The 16,580-nt window shown below is 29.2% G+C and carries 15 protein-coding genes and 2 pseudogenes; 10 read left to right on the top strand and 7 right to left on the bottom strand.

Going from position 1 to position 16,580, the window contains the following annotated elements; translation table 4 throughout:
• Positions 1-9 precede the first annotated feature (9 nt).
• Genes alaS through NPA07_RS02670 form a run of 3 tightly spaced genes read left to right on the top strand, consistent with a single transcriptional unit; the run spans position 10 to position 3,783 of the window.
• On the top strand, positions 10-2,622 hold the full coding sequence (gene alaS, locus NPA07_RS02680; protein ID WP_126118591.1) for an alanine--tRNA ligase: 2,613 nt from the start codon (positions 10-12) through the stop codon (positions 2,620-2,622).
• On the top strand, positions 2,622-3,056 hold the full coding sequence (gene ruvX, locus NPA07_RS02675) for a Holliday junction resolvase RuvX (RefSeq protein ID WP_126118590.1): 435 nt from the start codon (positions 2,622-2,624) through the stop codon (positions 3,054-3,056). The genes alaS and ruvX overlap by 1 nt, the downstream gene beginning before the upstream one ends.
• Positions 3,049-3,783 (top strand): BC85_0335 family putative methyltransferase, encoded by a 735-nt coding sequence (locus NPA07_RS02670; protein ID WP_126118589.1) that lies wholly within the window; start codon positions 3,049-3,051, stop codon positions 3,781-3,783. Before ruvX ends, NPA07_RS02670 begins: the two co-directional genes overlap by 8 nt.
• 12 nt (positions 3,784-3,795) lie before the next feature.
• Here NPA07_RS02670 and NPA07_RS05695 read toward each other — a convergent pair whose 3' ends face one another.
• The 3 genes and pseudogenes from NPA07_RS05695 to NPA07_RS02655 all read right to left on the bottom strand — a co-directional run bounded on the left by NPA07_RS05695 (position 3,796) and on the right by NPA07_RS02655 (position 6,197).
• Complete coding sequence (locus NPA07_RS05695) at positions 3,796-4,365, bottom strand: DNA cytosine methyltransferase (RefSeq protein ID WP_256553313.1); 570 nt, start codon at positions 4,363-4,365, stop codon at positions 3,796-3,798.
• 12 nt (positions 4,366-4,377) lie between these two features.
• A pseudogene (locus NPA07_RS05690) lies at positions 4,378-4,946 on the bottom strand (DNA cytosine methyltransferase); the annotation flags it as partial.
• A gap of 186 nt (positions 4,947-5,132) precedes the next feature.
• On the bottom strand, positions 5,133-6,197 hold the full coding sequence (locus tag NPA07_RS02655) for a hypothetical protein (RefSeq protein WP_256553309.1): 1,065 nt from the start codon (positions 6,195-6,197) through the stop codon (positions 5,133-5,135).
• 524 nt (positions 6,198-6,721) lie between these two features.
• On the opposite strand from NPA07_RS02655, the gene greA reads away from it, so the two are divergent.
• From greA to hpt, 4 genes are all read left to right on the top strand, one after another.
• Positions 6,722-7,213 carry a transcription elongation factor GreA gene (greA, locus tag NPA07_RS02650; RefSeq protein WP_126118586.1) on the top strand — a complete coding sequence of 164 codons (492 nt, stop codon included), beginning with the start codon at positions 6,722-6,724 and terminating at the stop codon, positions 7,211-7,213.
• Between the two features lie 102 nt (positions 7,214-7,315).
• Positions 7,316-7,987, top strand: a complete 672-nt coding sequence (locus tag NPA07_RS02645) for a deoxynucleoside kinase (protein ID WP_126118585.1) — start codon at positions 7,316-7,318, stop codon at positions 7,985-7,987.
• Positions 7,988-7,997: 10 nt separating this feature from the next.
• Positions 7,998-8,669, top strand: a complete 672-nt coding sequence (locus NPA07_RS02640) for a deoxynucleoside kinase (RefSeq protein ID WP_126118584.1) — start codon at positions 7,998-8,000, stop codon at positions 8,667-8,669.
• Positions 8,662-9,219: a hypoxanthine phosphoribosyltransferase gene (gene hpt, locus NPA07_RS02635; protein WP_126118583.1), complete on the top strand. Its 558-nt coding sequence runs from the start codon at positions 8,662-8,664 to the stop codon at positions 9,217-9,219. Before NPA07_RS02640 ends, hpt begins: the two co-directional genes overlap by 8 nt.
• Positions 9,220-9,244: 25 nt before the next feature.
• Here the strand turns inward: hpt and NPA07_RS02630 are convergent, their stop codons facing one another.
• The 4 genes from NPA07_RS02630 to pfkA form a co-directional block, all read right to left on the bottom strand.
• Positions 9,245-9,988, bottom strand: a complete 744-nt coding sequence (locus NPA07_RS02630) for a sugar phosphate isomerase family (RefSeq protein WP_126118582.1) — start codon at positions 9,986-9,988, stop codon at positions 9,245-9,247.
• A 121-nt stretch (positions 9,989-10,109) separates the two neighbouring features.
• The gene (gene obgE, locus NPA07_RS02625) at positions 10,110-11,384 is read right to left on the bottom strand and encodes a GTPase ObgE (RefSeq protein WP_126118581.1); all 1,275 of its coding nucleotides are present in this window, start codon (positions 11,382-11,384) and stop codon (positions 10,110-10,112) included.
• A 65-nt stretch (positions 11,385-11,449) separates the two neighbouring features.
• Positions 11,450-12,271 (bottom strand): Cof-type HAD-IIB family hydrolase, encoded by an 822-nt coding sequence (locus NPA07_RS02620; RefSeq protein ID WP_126118580.1) that lies wholly within the window; start codon positions 12,269-12,271, stop codon positions 11,450-11,452.
• A gap of 204 nt (positions 12,272-12,475) precedes the next feature.
• Positions 12,476-13,468 (bottom strand): 6-phosphofructokinase, encoded by a 993-nt coding sequence (pfkA, locus tag NPA07_RS02615; RefSeq protein ID WP_126118579.1) that lies wholly within the window; start codon positions 13,466-13,468, stop codon positions 12,476-12,478.
• Positions 13,469-13,850: 382 nt separating this feature from the next.
• On the opposite strand from pfkA, the gene deoD reads away from it, so the two are divergent.
• The 3 genes and pseudogenes from deoD to deoC all read left to right on the top strand — a co-directional run bounded on the left by deoD (position 13,851) and on the right by deoC (position 16,552).
• The gene (gene deoD, locus NPA07_RS02610; protein WP_126118578.1) at positions 13,851-14,555 is read left to right on the top strand and encodes a purine-nucleoside phosphorylase; all 705 of its coding nucleotides are present in this window, start codon (positions 13,851-13,853) and stop codon (positions 14,553-14,555) included.
• Between the two features lie 13 nt (positions 14,556-14,568).
• Positions 14,569-15,864, top strand: a pseudogene (locus NPA07_RS02605) (pyrimidine-nucleoside phosphorylase).
• A gap of 19 nt (positions 15,865-15,883) precedes the next feature.
• Positions 15,884-16,552 (top strand): deoxyribose-phosphate aldolase, encoded by a 669-nt coding sequence (deoC, locus tag NPA07_RS02600; protein ID WP_126118577.1) that lies wholly within the window; start codon positions 15,884-15,886, stop codon positions 16,550-16,552.
• The last annotated feature ends 28 nt before the right edge of the window (positions 16,553-16,580 follow it).

The raw sequence follows: 16,580 nt of genomic DNA, 5'->3' as shown, positions 1-16,580 counted from the left end.
GAGGTAAATATGACATCAAAGGAAATAAGAGAAAAATGACTAAGATATTTTGAATCTAAAGGCCACCTAAGAGTAGAAAGTAAGTCACTAATTCCAGTTAATGACCCTTCACTTTTGTGAATAAATTCTGGAGTAGCAACACTAAAAGATTATTTTAGTGGTAAAAAGCAACCGCCTAAAAACAGATTAACTAATAGTCAAAAAGCAATAAGAACTAATGACATCGAAAATGTTGGTCTTACTTCAAGGCATCATACTTTTTTTGAAATGTTAGGTAACTTTTCAATTGGAGATTACTTTAAAAAGGAAGCTATCGAGTTTGGCTATGAGTTCTTGACAAAAGAACTTAAACTAGATCCTAAAAAACTTTATATGACCTATTATTCTGAGGATCTTGAAACCAAACAGTATTGAATTGACCAAGGCGTTAAGGAATCTCACTTAATTCCAGGGACAAGAGACACTAACTTTTGAGATGTAGGAAGTGGACCTTGTGGGCCTGATACAGAAATTTTTTATGATAGAGGACCTAAATATAATAAACGCGGGCTTGAGTTACTTAAAAAAGATATTGAAAACGATCGTTACATTGAAATTTGAAACATTGTATTTAGTCAATTTAATAATGATGGTGAGGGTAATTATACAGAACTTAAGCAAAAAAATATTGATACAGGAGCAGGTCTTGAACGTATAGCATCAATTATGCAAGATGCACCAACTAATTATGACAGCGACTTGTTTATTAATATTATTAAGGAAATTGAAAAGTTTTCTACTTTTAAATATGATGTAGAAAATTATTTTAAGAAAAATAAAGCACAAACTGAGATCAATATTAATTTCAAGGTTATAGCCGACCACATTCGTACAGTAACTAATGCTATAGCTGATGGTGCTAAGGTTTCAAACGTTGGCCGTGGTTACATTATTAGAAGATTAATTAGACGTTCAATTTACAAAGGAATGCAATTAGGTATCAAGGGTTTGTTCTTATATAAATTGGTTGATGTAGTTCAAGAATCACTTCCTTTTGAATATGATAAGGAAGTTGTTAAAGCAGCAATTAAAGAAGAAGAAATTACCTTTAGCCAAACAATTGAAAAAGGTAAAATTTTACTTGAAAAATTTATGGACAAAAAAACCAAAATTTTCTCTGGTGATGATGCATTCAATTTATTGGAAACCTATGGTTTTCCAATTGAATTAACTGTAGAAATTTTAGCTAAGAAAAACATTAAAGTTGATATGAAAGCTTTTGAGGAAGCAAAAGAAAAACATGCCAATTTAAGTAGAGGTCAAAAAGTAAGTGGAATGGATCAAGTAATTAACTCGCTTGCTTTAATCAAAGATAAGGTTAGTGAATTTGTTGGTTATTCAACACTAGAATCTAAATCAAGAGTACTTAAATTATTTAATAGTGAAGAAGAAGTAGACTCAATTAATGGGGAAGCATATTTACTCTTAGATAAAACACCTTTTTATGCTACAAGTGGTGGTCAAAATCACGATCATGGTTATATTTTGCAAAACAAAAATAAAATTAAGATCCTTGATGTTTTCAAAGATAAATTTGGTAATCACATTCATAAAGTTGAAGGAAAAATTAATAATAAGGAAGCACTTGAGTGCTTTGTTGATTCAGAAATAAGAGCAGGTATGGCTCGTGGTCACTCTGCAACACACTTATTATTCTGTGCACTCAGAGAGGTATTAGGACCTCAAATTGAGCAATTGGGCTCAGATATAATTGCTGAGCGTTTGACATTTGACTTTCCAGCAGATTCAAAACCAAGTGACCTTCAAATTAAACAAATTGAAGACAAAATGCACAATTGAATTAAAAGAGATATTAAGCGTGAATATATAGTTACAAATATTCAAAAAGCAAAAGAATTAGGTGCTATTATGACCATTAGTGAATATGAATATATGGATGCTAAAAATATTCGTATAGTTAAATTTGATGGCGTAACTTCTGATCTTTGTGGTGGAACACATGTTGATAAAACGAGTTTTATTGAAGACTTTAAAATTACAAATGTCGAAAGAAAACAAGCTGGTATTTTTAGAATCCGCGCTGTTACTTCACACAAGTATGTTCAAAAACACTACCAAGATGTAAATAAGAAATTAAAAGAAGACTTTGAAGCTTTAGTTAATAAAGCAAAGAGCATTGATGCTAAATATGTGTCAAAGTTTGAGCCTAATAATGATATTCAAATTGAAAATGAATCAATCAAAAAGCAAATTGAAACTGTGAGAGAAGACATCAGACAACTTATCAAAGTTAAAAGTGAAATAAACTATGATATTGAAAATGTTGTATTAAGCAAAGGTTCAAATTATTCATATTACATAAACTTAAATGTTGAAAGTTCACAAGTTAAAATAAGTGCTGCAAAACTTAGAGAGCAACACCAAGATGCAGTAATTATTTTGGGCTCAAAAAATGGAGATCAAATCCTTTTAGCAGTTGCTTCAAAAGTGCTAGATAGTAATAAATTGTTCCAACAAATAGCAAGCAAAGCTAATGGGCGTGGTGGTGGAAACCCTATAATTTCAATAGGTAAAATTAGCAATATTGACAACATTGAATCTATTATTAAGGAATTGCTTTAATGAGAGCATTAGCTTTAGATTTAGGCACTAAAAGTTGTGGTTTTGCCATTAGTGATGAGAGTGAAATTATAGCTAGTGCACTAGAAACAATATATTTTGAAGAATGTGATTTTGACAAGATTATTGAGCAAATCAAAAATTACCAAAAAACCTATAAAATAGCCAAATTAGTAGTTGGAAAACCACTAAGATCTAATGGCACAAGTAGTGAAAGAACCTTGCTTTTTGACTCATTTGCACACAAATTAAAAGAAACTTTTAGTGAATGTATAATTTATCAAGTAAATGAATATGGAAGCACAAAAGCTGCAACAAGCATTTTAAAAGAAGCTAAACTTTCTATTAAAAAAAGAAAACAACACAAGGATACAATCTCTGCTGTTTTGATATTGCAAGAGTTCTTAAATTATGGAGGCGTTAAATTAAATGATTAGTGCATCAATAAATTTATCAAAGGAAGTAAAAATTGGCCTAGTTTCTTCTGCAATTATTTTTGTAATTATTGCTTTTGTTGTCTATATGATTTTACTTGCAAAAACACGTAAAATTAGAAATGAATTAAGCACCAAAGAAGCTCAAAGAGCACATGAAGCAATAATTAAATTGCGTGGTGAAGAATTAGGTGAATTTCCAAAAGAACTCAAAGAATTTTTAAAAAGTAAACTTGATGACTATGATTTAGAAAACCTTATTAATACAATATATTTAAATGATGCTAAGGATGTTTTATTGGTTGGTCAAAATTTAGAATATCCAACTGCTTTATTTAAAAATAAATCCCTTGCTCAAATAAGTTTAGAAAAAAAGAATATGGATGTTAGTTTATGAAATAGAGCAGTATTAGAATTGCCTCAATATTTTAGCACTCAGCCAAATTTTATTGAACTTGATCAAATTAAATCAAATAATCAAAGATACAAACTTATTTTTGCAATTAATTCTAAGCAAACAAACCAAGAGTTATTTGATACATACTACTCACTTCTAGAAGAAAATGGTATGTTAGTAGTATTGCAAAATTCAAACACAAAAGTTGGCTACAAGGTACTTGCTAGACATCTTAAAATTAGCAAAATTATCTATGAATTAAGTTATGTCAAAAGTGGTTTTTTATACATAGTTAAACCAGCAGAAAATAAAATTAACCAACAAAGTAATTAAACGTTTTGTTGGTTAATTTTTAATTAGTTCATCAAATAGGAATTTAATAATCTCAACATTAACACTGTTTCCAAATTGTTTATAGGCCTGCAATTTATTCTTCGAGGGAATAAACGATTCTGGAAATGATTGCAACCTTGCACACTCACGAATTGTGAGTCTTCTTTTATACTTACCAATAATAGGAATTTGCACAATAGCAACAAGTGCTTGAAAGCAATCTGGCTTCTTTACTCTTATTCCTGAAGGCCTTAATTGAATTATGCCTTCTCAAAGACTTTGGATATTTGTTCCTGCTTGTCATTCAAATTTTCTATGGGTTGGGGCAAACGATTCTAAATTATTATATTTTTTTAATCATTTGTCTATAAACGTTTTATTTCTTTGATACAAGTCAATATTTTTTCTTATAATCAACTTCTTTCATTCTGGATATATTTCAATATTTTCATTATTCTTAAAATACTCAGTTCATATTGGAAAACCAATTATTTTTACATCAATGCCTTTATAAAATTCATCTCAAGCATTAAGTATTTCTTCCTCATATTTACTTATTTTATATTCGCTATCTGCATTCATTTCAAGAATATCTTCAATTGAATTTTCTTTTTTAGAAAATAATTTTTTAAGATGAATTTTTAGCGGTTTATCAACATTTTCGGGATCATATTTGCCTAAAATATATACCCTTTCCCTAATTTGCGGGATCTTAAATTGATGTGGACTAAGAACAAGTGGTTCACTTGTTAATCTATAACCGATTTCCTTTAATATTTTTTGAATCGTTGACCATGTGTAGCCATTATCATGGCTAACTAAATTGCGAACATTCTCAAGTAAAATATACTTGGTGTGTTTATTTCTTAGAATTCTTTCTATTTCAAAAAATAATGTTCCTCTTGTATCGTTTATACCTTCTTGTTTTCCCGCTTTTGAAAATGCTTGACAGGGAAACCATCGCAAAGTACATCGTGGTCAGGTATGCTTGATGCTTCAACTTTTGTTATATCATTATTCGAATTAATACCATAATTCTCATAATATACGTCAATGCAATCCTTATCAATCTCAGAGGCAAAAACACACTCTCCACCTTTTAAAGACAGTGCTTGATGAAATCCGCCTATGCCACTAAACAAATCTATAAATTTAAATTTCATTTCTACCTCTCTTATTATAACTACTATGCAATATATGTGTAAATAATTGCGTTCTTAACATTTTCTTTTGTAAGTTTAAATTTTGGTTTCCTTAATGCACCATGATTGGGTTGATGAAAATTTGGAGTCATTTTTTCCAAAAGAGAAGCAAAATTAACTTTATTTATTTCAACAATCATCATCTTTTTAAATTTGACTTTCGCTTTTAAGCGAGATGAATATGAAAGTTCTTCACCTTTTTTTATAATCTGGCTCGAAAATTCTAATTGTCTCAAGTCTTTTCTTTGTAAAAGGATAATTATCTAAATTTTTATCCTTTATAGTGTCATGCTCATAAATTAGGTATCATAATTTTCCGTATTGTTCTAATTCATATTCAATATTTTCAGCATCATTAAGCATAGCATCTAGCTTTTTAATATCACTAGCTTTAAGATCTCCAAAAAAATTTGAATTCGGAAAGGAAATATCAAAGTCTAATTTTCTATTTTTAAACTCATTGTTAAGATATTTTATGTATTTGTTAATATATTTCAATATTGTTCAACATGAAAACTTGTATTCCAAATAAAATGCCGGTCATTCGCATTCTTTTCATTTTGGAAAATTGTTATTTTTCATTTCTAAAACAGCATTTTGTACTTCAATTCATTTATTGAAATCGAAATGGTTTTTATTAAAGTCATCAATTAATTCAATTAATTCATACTCTTCTGTTGTAGGTTTCTCATTATTCAAGATATAGTCCTTAAATTTTTTCTTTGAAATTATATGTATTAAATTCTTATTTTTGTCATATTTTGTAAATATACCATTTGAATTGCCTTTGTACAAATCATTTGTATAAACATGAGCAGAAGAATTGTGCATCTTTTTATTGATATATTTATCTTTTTCAAAATCAACAAATAAAACATTATCACGGTATCTATAAATACCAATAAATTTAACATCAAAATTATCAAATTTTGATGCATAGTTAAAGATATCTAAAAATCACTTTTTTAGCTGAACACGTTTTTTATAAATAGGATGTGGGTTACCCAGATATGAAATTTGACTTGTTAGGAGAATTACTTTTTTATCTAAACCACTACATATAAAAACATCTTTGCCTTCAATTTTTTCAGTTGATAATGAGCTTCCAAAAATATCTTGTAAAATGTTTTTTGTTTCTTTTTTTGTCAAGCAAGTATCATAAGCATATTCTATTTGATTATTAGGTAAAAGTTGTTCAGGTATAAGATACATATTTTTCTCCACTAAATTTAATTCATAAATCATTCTTGTATTAAGGCAAACCTAAAAATTGAACAAATAATTACATTTTTACTTATCATAATTAAAAATTAATAAATTTTTGTTTATATTTACAAACTTGAAAGTTGGACAAAAAAGATGATAATTAACAATCATTATTTTCATTCAATAAAACTGACAACGAGACAGAATAAGCAACATCTTACTTACTAATTCTTTTTGGTTTATACCTTTTTCAATCATTTTAGAATACACTTTGTCATACGAAATTTTCATTTTGCCCACTTGTTTAGTAAAAATAATTACTAAGAAATTAAACTTTAATTATTCCTTTTACTTAAATACTCTCAATATAACCTATACATTTTTAAATAAATTTTACTTAAAATAAAAAAGAAGTTTGATGCAACATCGAAAGTTGTACAAAAAAATTATAAAATATTCAGCTATTTTTATAAAAAATAAACTCTATTTAATGTAAAATAACTAATACTAGATAAAAATCGGGAGGATGAATGGCAGTTAAAAAACAAGACAAGATCATATTAGCAAAAGAAACGTTAGAAAAATATCAAGCAGAATACGAACATTTGATTAAAGTTGAAAGACCTGAAATTCAAGCAGCGCTTAAAGAAGCAAGAGCACAAGGTGACCTTTCTGAAAATGCTGAATATGATGCAGCAAGAGATCGTCAAGGAATTGTTGAAGCTAGAATTCTTGAATTGGAAGGTATTTTAGCAAATGCAGAAGTTATTGATACAAATCAATCAAAAAGTGGTAAATTAAAAGCAGGAATTGGTGCAACAGTTAAGTATCTTAATTTAAAAACAAATAAAGAAATTACTGTCAAAATTATGGGTATCCATGATTCAAATCCAATGGAAGGCAATATTTCAAATGAGTCTCCAGTAGCTCAAGCTATTATGGAAGGTAGTGAAGGCTCAACTGTTGAAGTTGATGTACCTAACAAGTACAGTATAAAAATCTTATCAATACAATACAAATAGTTAACTATTTAATATTCATTCAAATAATTAATACACGAATCTATTTTGTATTGTTTTTTTATTCACTTTTTTTAAAAAATATGTAGAAATGAGGTAATTATTATGGTTATAGGTATTAGTGGAATGATTAGTAGTGGCAAAAGCACACTAACTAAAAATTTAGTTAAACACTACAAAAATTCAATGATGTTAAAGGAATACGATGAAGATGATGAAGTATTCAACACATTTTTAAAGTGGCTTTATGAAAAGCAACCAAATTTAACAATTGGTTTTCAATCATATGTTGTTGAAAACCATACATCTAAGTTAGCAGATTGCTTTAATGAATTTACTAAATTAGGTTATAAGCATAGCAAAAACCATTTATTTTTGGACCGCTTTAGCATAGAACACTATATTTTTGCTAATGTTAATTTAAGACCAAAAGGACAAAAATATCTAGAGGGTTACGATGCATTATTTAGTCATTTAATAACAAAAGACGAAACTCCAGACCTAGCCATTTTTCTTGACATGTCTTTTGACACATTTAAGAAAAGACTATTTGAACGTGGAAGAGAAGTTGAGGTTGAGAACTGAAACAAAAATAAAGACTACTTTAAAGAACTATATGATCTTTATAAACCTCTTTTTATCAAACAAGCACAAAAATATGGTTTAAATTATGTCATTATTGAAACTGACAATATGAATGAAGCACAAGTTTTCCAAAAGGCTCTTGAAGTAATTGACAATTACGATTTTAGTAAAATGGACCGCTACAATAAGTAAAAGGATAATTATGATTATAGGTATTAGCGGAATGATAGGCAGTGGCAAGAGTACACTAGCCAAAGGCTTACATAAACATTACAAGAAATCAATTTTGTTAGAAGAATTTCAAGAAAATGATCCAATTTTTAATACATTTTTAAAATGAATGTATGAAAAGCAACCTAATATTCACATTGGTTTTCAATCATACATTATCGAAAGCTTATCAGATACATTTAAAAAAACAGTTGCAAAATTTAAAGATAAAAAATTAAATTTTAAAGACAATCATATTTTTCTAGATCGCTTTAACATTGAACACTATGTTTTTGCTGTGGTAACTCTAATGGATAAAGATCCTAAATATCAAGCAGGCTTTGATGCTATGTTTGAAAAAATAATTGATCCAGAAGACAATCCTGACCTAGCTATTTTTATTGACATTGACTTTAAGACTTTTAAAGCACGCATTTTATCTCGTGGTAGAGAATCAGAAGTTAACAATTATGCTCAGAATGAAGAATACTTTAAACTTCTTCACTCACTATATAAAAAACTTTATATAAGATTAGTTGAAAAATTTAATATTCCTTATGTTATCATTAATAGTAATAATAAAAGTGATAAAGAAGTTTTAAGTGAAGCAATTAGTATTATAGACTCATATGACTTCTCAAAATCTAAGAGGTACAATGAATAAAGCAGATATCGACTATCGTATTAAAAAAGTTCTCTATACACAAGAAGAACTTGAGGCTAGAATTAAAGAACTGGCTCTATGAGTTAATGAAGAATACAAAAATTCAGACAGCCTAATTTTAATTGGGCTACTAAAAGGTTCAATTCCTTTCTTAGCTCAACTTATTAAAGATATAAAAGTAGATCACACCCTTGATTTTATGACTGCTTCAAGTTATGCAGGTGGCGGAAGTAGCAGTGGCAGTGTTAAAATCATTATGGACTTAGCACAAGATATAAAGGATAAAGACATTCTTATAGTTGAAGACATAATTGACTCAGGCATCACACTTGAAAAAATTAAAGAAATTTTAATTTCACGTAAACCTAAGTCATTTAAAATACTTACTCTATTAGATAAACCACACAATCGAAAAGTAAAATTAGATGCTGACAAAAGCGGTTTTGTTGTACCAAATGAATTTCTTGTAGGCTTCGGACTTGACTATGATGAAAAAATGAGAAATATACCTTATATCGGTATCTTTGACCAAAAATATCTAAAAAAATAATGACAGGTGATGTCATTATTTTTGATTATTGAATACTTTTAGGCAATAGAGCACCTGCGGTAATATCAGTAACAAGAGTTACATCTGGATGTTCCATCAAAAGAGTAGCAGCAAATTTATTGTCCATTATTTTTGCGTTCATTATTTTATAAACTACACTGCTTCTACCAAGTCCTAGTGCAATTACAATTATTTTCTTAGTATTAAAGAGAGCACCTGAACCTATTGAATATAATTCAAGCGAATTGAGGTTCTTATTTTTTTGCATTATTTTAAAACTTGCTAAACTATTTTCTCTTAGTCAAAATTTAGAAGTGTAATCAGACTTAAAATTTTTAAATTGTTCAATGTAACCTAATTCGCCACCTTTACCTAAAAAAATAATAGCTAAGTCTAAGGAATTTTTCTTAAAGATAACAGGATCATATTCTTCATCACGTTTTGGTGCAAATGTTTGAGGATAAAATACCTGTTCAAGTGGCATATTGATTGGGGTAAAAATATTTTTATCCATATAACTAAAAACTGAATTAGCATTATTTCTTGTTACATTAGCCAACTCTTCTGTTAAAAAGAAATTAACTTTATTAAAGTTATATTTTCCTTTTTTAATATCATTTACAATTTGCCCATAAATGCCAATAAGATCATCATTTGCATTCATCGCAATATTTGAATTAGGTTTAATTAACAGTTGTTCTTCAATAATTCGAGAAACATATTCGCAAACATCAGAGTAATTATTTTTGTGTAAATATTTAATTGCCATAGAACTCCCTTATAATTTTGATAAAAAAATTATATAACATTTTTAAATTATTTGATGTGGAAACCAAAAGTTGGCCACTAGCTTTGACCAAAACAACTGTTTTATAGGTTTTTTCAAAAAATTAACTATTAAAATCTCCATCTCATTCAAATTCATATTCAAATATTCTTACTGTGTCGCCAGGTTCAATTCCTTTTTTAACAAGGTCATCTCAAACACCTATTTTTTTAAGCATATGGTTAAACCTAATTAAGTTATCATATGAAACAAGAGGAATTTTCTCGTAGATTTTTTGAATTTTTGGTCCACTAATTTCAAAGAAACCATGGTGCAATTTTACAATTGTGTAATCTTCCTCAAGTTTAATTTCAACCATTTCAACTTCTTCTACTTCAGCAACAGGTGTAGCTTTGTTAGCTTCTATTGCACTCCAAAGTGCACCTTTAAGTTCATCTAAATTATTTTGTTCAAGAGCACTAATTTGAATGATTTTAACTTCTGGATATTTCTTTTTAAATATTTTAAGGTGTTGCTTAAAATCTGGTAAGTCGCTTTTATTGGCAATAACAATTTGTTCTTTTGACTCTAATTTCATACTATATGAAGCAAGTTCATTGTTAATTGTTTCATAGTCTTCAATTGGGTTTTTATCACTCGAACCAAAGTCGATAATATGGGCTATAACGCGGCATCTCTCAATATGTTTTAAGAATTGAAAACCAAGTCCTTTACCTAAGCTTGCACCTTTAATCAATCCAGGTAAGTCAGCTACTGTGAATGAATTATCAAAATATTTGACTAATCCAAGTTGTGGAACAAGAGTTGTAAATTCATATTCAGCTATCTTTGCTTTTGCATTACTAATTACTGTTAAAAGCGTGCTCTTTCCAGCACTTGGTTTACCTACTACACCAACATCAGACATAACTTTTAGTACAATATGAGCTTCAAATTTTTCGCCCTTAGTTCCATTTTCACAAATACGCGGAGCGGTATTTCTTGGGCTTTTAAACTTCATATTTCCACGACCACCTTGTCCACCTTGAGCCACTAAATATTTTTTATCTGCTTCAATAACATCTGCAATTACTTTATTGCCTTTATAAACAACGGTGCCAAGAGGAACTTTAACATAAGTATCTTTACCAGCTGCACCATATAAATTTTTAGGTCCACCATTAACGCCATCTTCAGCAGTAATTTTTTTATTACCATAAAGACTTAGAAGAGTGTTTTTACCTAAATCACCTATAAAATAGATGTTTCCGCCTCTTCCACCATCACCGCCATCAGGACCACCTTTGTCAACATGTGCCTCACGACGAAATGAAATCATTCCATCTCCGCCTTTTCCGGCTTGTAACATAATCTTGATTTCATCAATAAATCTGGCCATAGTTTCTCCTTTATAAATTAAGTTTTTAAATTATATAAAAATATCAAAAAAATAGCATTAAGTAGCTATTTATTCTTATTAAATTTTTCAAGGTAATCAAGTACTGCATAACCTAAGCCGTGCTCTTGAACGGCTTTAGTTATAAAGTTTGCTTTGTCTTTTACTTCATCTTTTGCATTATCCATAACATATGAATAATTAAATTTATGGAACATTGAATAATCGTTTTCACTATCTCCAATAACCATAACTTCCTCGGTTGTATAAACTTTTAAAACATTTTTAAGTAGTCATAAGATTGCATTGCCTTTTGAAGCACCTTTTGAAATTATTTCTAAATTCATATGAGTTTTAATTAATTGGCAATTAAGTTTGCTTAATTCATCAATTAGATGGTCAATATTAGGTGTATTTTCAAAGTAGACCTCAATTTTTGCAATTTTTTTAATATCACTTTGATTCTCATATAACTCAAATTGATCAAAACTTTCAAAACGATAATAAATTTTGTTTAAAAATTCCTTGTCATCTTCTTTAAAAACATAGAATGCTTCACTACTTCAAGCAGCTGCTGAAACATCATTTTTTTTGAATATTTGGAATATTTTTTTAACTACATCCGCATCTAAATATTCTTCATGTAAGTATTTTGATTTCTTATAATCATAAATTTGAACACCAGAAGATCCAATTACATAATCAGCATCAACTAGTTTAGCAAGTTTTAGCATTCTTGGGCAAATTGGATTACCTGTTGCAATGTTAAAACTTAAATCATCTTGTTTAATAATATTTAAATTAAAATTAGAAACATAGCAATCTCTTGCATAAAGTGTTCCATCGACATCACTAAAAACTATAGGTTTTTTGTTCATTTTAACTCTCATAGTTTGCTCCTTTCTAATAATGTTGCTCTATAATAATAGATTATTATTTAAAAATAATAAATATTTTTTTATCTTCAATAAGTTATGTTGTTGAGTTTTAATAAATCTAATTTATTCAATTTTAGGCAATAAAACTACAACTTTTGTTAGTAAAATCATACAAGGGGATAAAAATAATGTCATTTGAGTGACACTATTTTTATATTAGTCTAATTGATTTAATTCGTTAAATTTAATAGCTTTTTCTTTAACTTTAGCCTTTGATTTATTCTCCATGCTTAATGCTTCAGTAATTGGAAGTGCAATAATATCATTGTTAATAATTCCTATTGCTACACCACTTTTGCCCTCAAGTAAACACTCAACTGCTTTAATACCAAATAATGAAGCTAAAATTCTCTCTTGTGCAGATGGATTTCCACCACGTTGTAAGTGACCTAAAACATTTGCTCTAGTTGATCAACCTGTTGCTTTTTCAATATCCTTTGCTAATTGTTTGATGTCATAAAGTTTTTCACTAACCACAATAGAAATATTTCTTCTCATTGGGCTTGCTTTTGAAGTTATTTTAACACAATTATTAATAATTTCTTTTTCATCAATTCTATATTCGCTTGTTGCTATAATTTCAGCTCCTGTTGCTAGTCCAGAGTGTAGTGCTAAGTCACCACAGTGATTTCCCATAACTTCAATAATCATAATTCTTTTGTGACTTGATGCTGTATCTCTTATTTGGTCAATGCTTCTAACAACTGTATTTAGTGCTGTATCATAACCAATTGTGTAATCACTTGAAGCTATATCATTGTCAATTGTTCCTGGAAGTCCAATAGTTTTAATTCCTTTTTCATGTAATAATTGAGCTCCTGCATATGAACCGTCACCACCTATTACAATTAAGGCATCTATTTTACGTTTGTGTAAATTTTTAATAGCAATTTCACGAACATCTGGATCTTTAAATTGAGGATAACGAGCTGAATAAATACATGTACCACCTCAACTATTGAAAAAGTCTAAATCAACTTGAGTAGAGTTAATAATATTATCTTCAACTAACCCTTTATAACCTTCATAAACTAAAAATGTTTCAATTCCTTGACTTCTTGCCATTTTGGCAGCAGCTCTAATTGCACTATTCATCCCTGGTGCATCACCACCTGAAGTTAAAATTGCAATTTTCTTAATCTTTTTCATAATTTACCTCATCAATTAAAAAAGTTATCAAATTTATTTAATAAATTATATATAAGTCATATTAATAAAAATATTAATTATCAAAGCATTTTTTAATAAATGTGTAAATGTTTTTATTATTTTTTTTAGTTATTGTTAATTATGGTAATTTGCCATACTTTGCTCTTAAATTAACACTTTAAGAGCAAAGGTGTTGTTCATTTAAAGAGTGCATATTTAATATATGTTAAAATTTACTCGTATGTTTAATATACTAAGTATTAAGTAAAAATCACTAATATTATTTAAATCGCACTCTATCAGGTTTCTATTAGTTGATGTCCAATAATGTACAAATTAAACATAAAATCAAGTACTTATTAACATTAATTTAAGGAGAATTATGACACCACACATTAATGCCAAGAAAGGCGAAATTGCTAAAACAGTTTTAATGCCCGGAGATCCATTAAGAGCTAAATTCATTGCTGAAACATTTTTGGATAAGGGTTTTAAATTAGTTAACACAGTTAGAAATATGTATATGTACACAGGTACATATAAAGGACATCCAGTAACTATTGCTGGTAGTGGAATGGGTTGCCCTTCAATTGGTATTTATTCATATGAATTATTCAAATTCTATGATGTTGATAACATCATAAGAATTGGTTCAGCTGGCTCATACAAGGCTGAATTAAGCTTATATGAAACAGTTTTAGCAACAGAAGCTTTTTCAGATGGTTCAAGTTACAGAAGACTTGTAATTGGAGACAAAAGCCACATAGCACTACCAAGTGCAAAATTAAATAGCGAAATAGAAAAAGTAGCTAAAAAATTAAATATTAAATTAACCACTGGTCGTGTGCACTCTTCTGATGTCTTTTATTCATCAGTACCTCTTGAAGAAAGAATTGAAGAAACACATGCACTTTGTGTTGAAATGGAATCTTATGCACTTTTTACTAATGCAGAAAAATTAGGTAAAAACGCTGCTTGCCTTTTAACAATTAGCGACAATTTAATCACTCATGAAGAAACAAGTGCAGATGAAAGACAAAGTGCATTTAAAAACATGATGGAAATTGCACTAGGTGTTGCAAAGTAGCGGAGGTTAAGCGATGCGTGTAGTAGATTTAATCGAAAAGAAAAGAGAAGGAAAAGAATTAAGTAGCCAAGAAATCGAATTCTTAATTTCTTCATATGTTGCTGGCAAGACACCAGATTATCAAATGGCAGCTTTTATTATGGCTGTTATGTTCCAAGGAATGGCTAAGGGCGAACTAGCAACATTTACTAAAACAATGATGCACTCTGGTGACATTATTGACCTAAGTGAAATTCCAGGAATAAAAGTTGACAAACACTCAACTGGAGGGGTTGGAGATAAAACAACACTTGCAGTTGCTCCAATTTGTGCTGCACTAGGTGCACCGGTTGCTAAAATGAGTGGTCGTGGTTTAGGACACACAGGCGGAACACTTGACAAGTTAGAATCAATTCCAGGCTTTAAGATTGAACTTAGTGAAAGACAATTTATTGAACAAGTTAAAGCACACAATATTTCAGTTATTGGTCAAACAGGTGAACTAGTTCCTGCGGACAAAAAACTTTATGCACTTAGAGATGTTACAGGTTGCGTTAACTCAATACCTCTTATTGCTTCAAGTATTATGTCTAAAAAATTAGCAACAGGTTCAAATGCAATTTTATTAGATGTTAAATGCGGTAATGGTGCATTTATGAAAACCGAAGCAAGTGCTAAGGAATTGGCAAAGACAATGATCTCAATTGGTAAAGAACTTAATGTTGATGTTCGTGCTGAAATAACCAACATGAACCAACCTATTGGTTGCGAAATTGGAAACAAAAACGAAGTTCTTGAAGCAATTAGAACTCTTCAAGGAAATGGACCAGAAGATTTTAACGAATTAGTTTATTCTTCATGCGCAACTATTTTATAACAAGCTAAATTAGTTAAAAATCATAGTGAAGGAATCAAAAAAGTTAGTGAAGTTATTAACAACGGTAAAGCACTTGAAAAATTCTATGAATTTATTCAACTTCAAGGTGGAGATGTTAAAGCACTTAAAGATCCTAAATTTTGAGCACCAAAGCACTCACTTGAAGTAGTAACTCAAAAAGATGGATATTTAGATATCTTTGATTCTCTTATATTTGGAATTGTAGCTATGAAATTAGGTGCAGGTCGTGCAACTAAGGAAGACTCAATTGACTTTGAAGCTGGTATTAGTCTTCATGCAAAAACAAATCACAAAGTTACAAAAGGTCAAAAACTATTTACACTTTACTCATCAAATCCTATTGATAGTTCATTAATAAATGAACTTGCAACAGGATACAAAATTGGCAATTCAAAAGTTGAAAATAAGATTATAATTGCTAAATTAAAATAACTAAATTAGGAGATAAATTATGAGTACAAATTACAACAAAATGATCGATCATACATACTTAAAAGCTGATGCAACAACAAAAGAAATTGACAAATTATTAGAAGAAGCTATTAAGTACGATTTCAAAACAGTTTGTGTTAATTCTTCATGAGTAGCATACTGTAAAGAAAAATTAGCTAAAACAAACATCGGTATTACATCAGTTATAGGTTTCCCCTTAGGTGCAATGCTAACAAATTGCAAAGCTTATGAAGCTAAGGAAGCTATTAAAGCTGGTGCTGATGAAATTGACATGGTTATTCAAATTGGAAAAATGAAAATGGGTGACTATGACTATGTTTTAGAAGACATTAAAGCTGTTAAAAAAGCTTGTGGTAAACATGTGTTAAAAGTTATTATTGAAACAGCATTATTAAGCGAAACCGAAATTAAAAAAGCAACAGAAATTGTTATGGCATCAGGTGCTGAATTCATTAAAACTTCAACAGGTTTTTCAACAAGAGGAGCAACACTTGAAGATGTTAAAATTATGAAAAGTGTTTGTGGCGACAAATTATTAATCAAAGCAGCTGGTGGAATCAGCAACAAAGATGACATGATCAATATGACAAATGCTGGTGCAAATCGTTTTGGCACAAGTCGTTCAGTGGCTATTGTTGAAGGCCAATCATCAAAAGATGGTTACTAAAATCCAATAATAAAAATTTACTTTTGCT

The organism is Mycoplasmopsis caviae (genome assembly GCF_024498215.1).
Taxonomy (GTDB): Bacteria; Bacillota_I; Bacilli_A; order Mycoplasmatales; family Metamycoplasmataceae; genus Mycoplasmopsis; species Mycoplasmopsis caviae.
The sequence above is the reverse complement of the archived record's forward strand: the minus strand, read 5'-3'. Positions and strand labels throughout refer to the sequence as shown.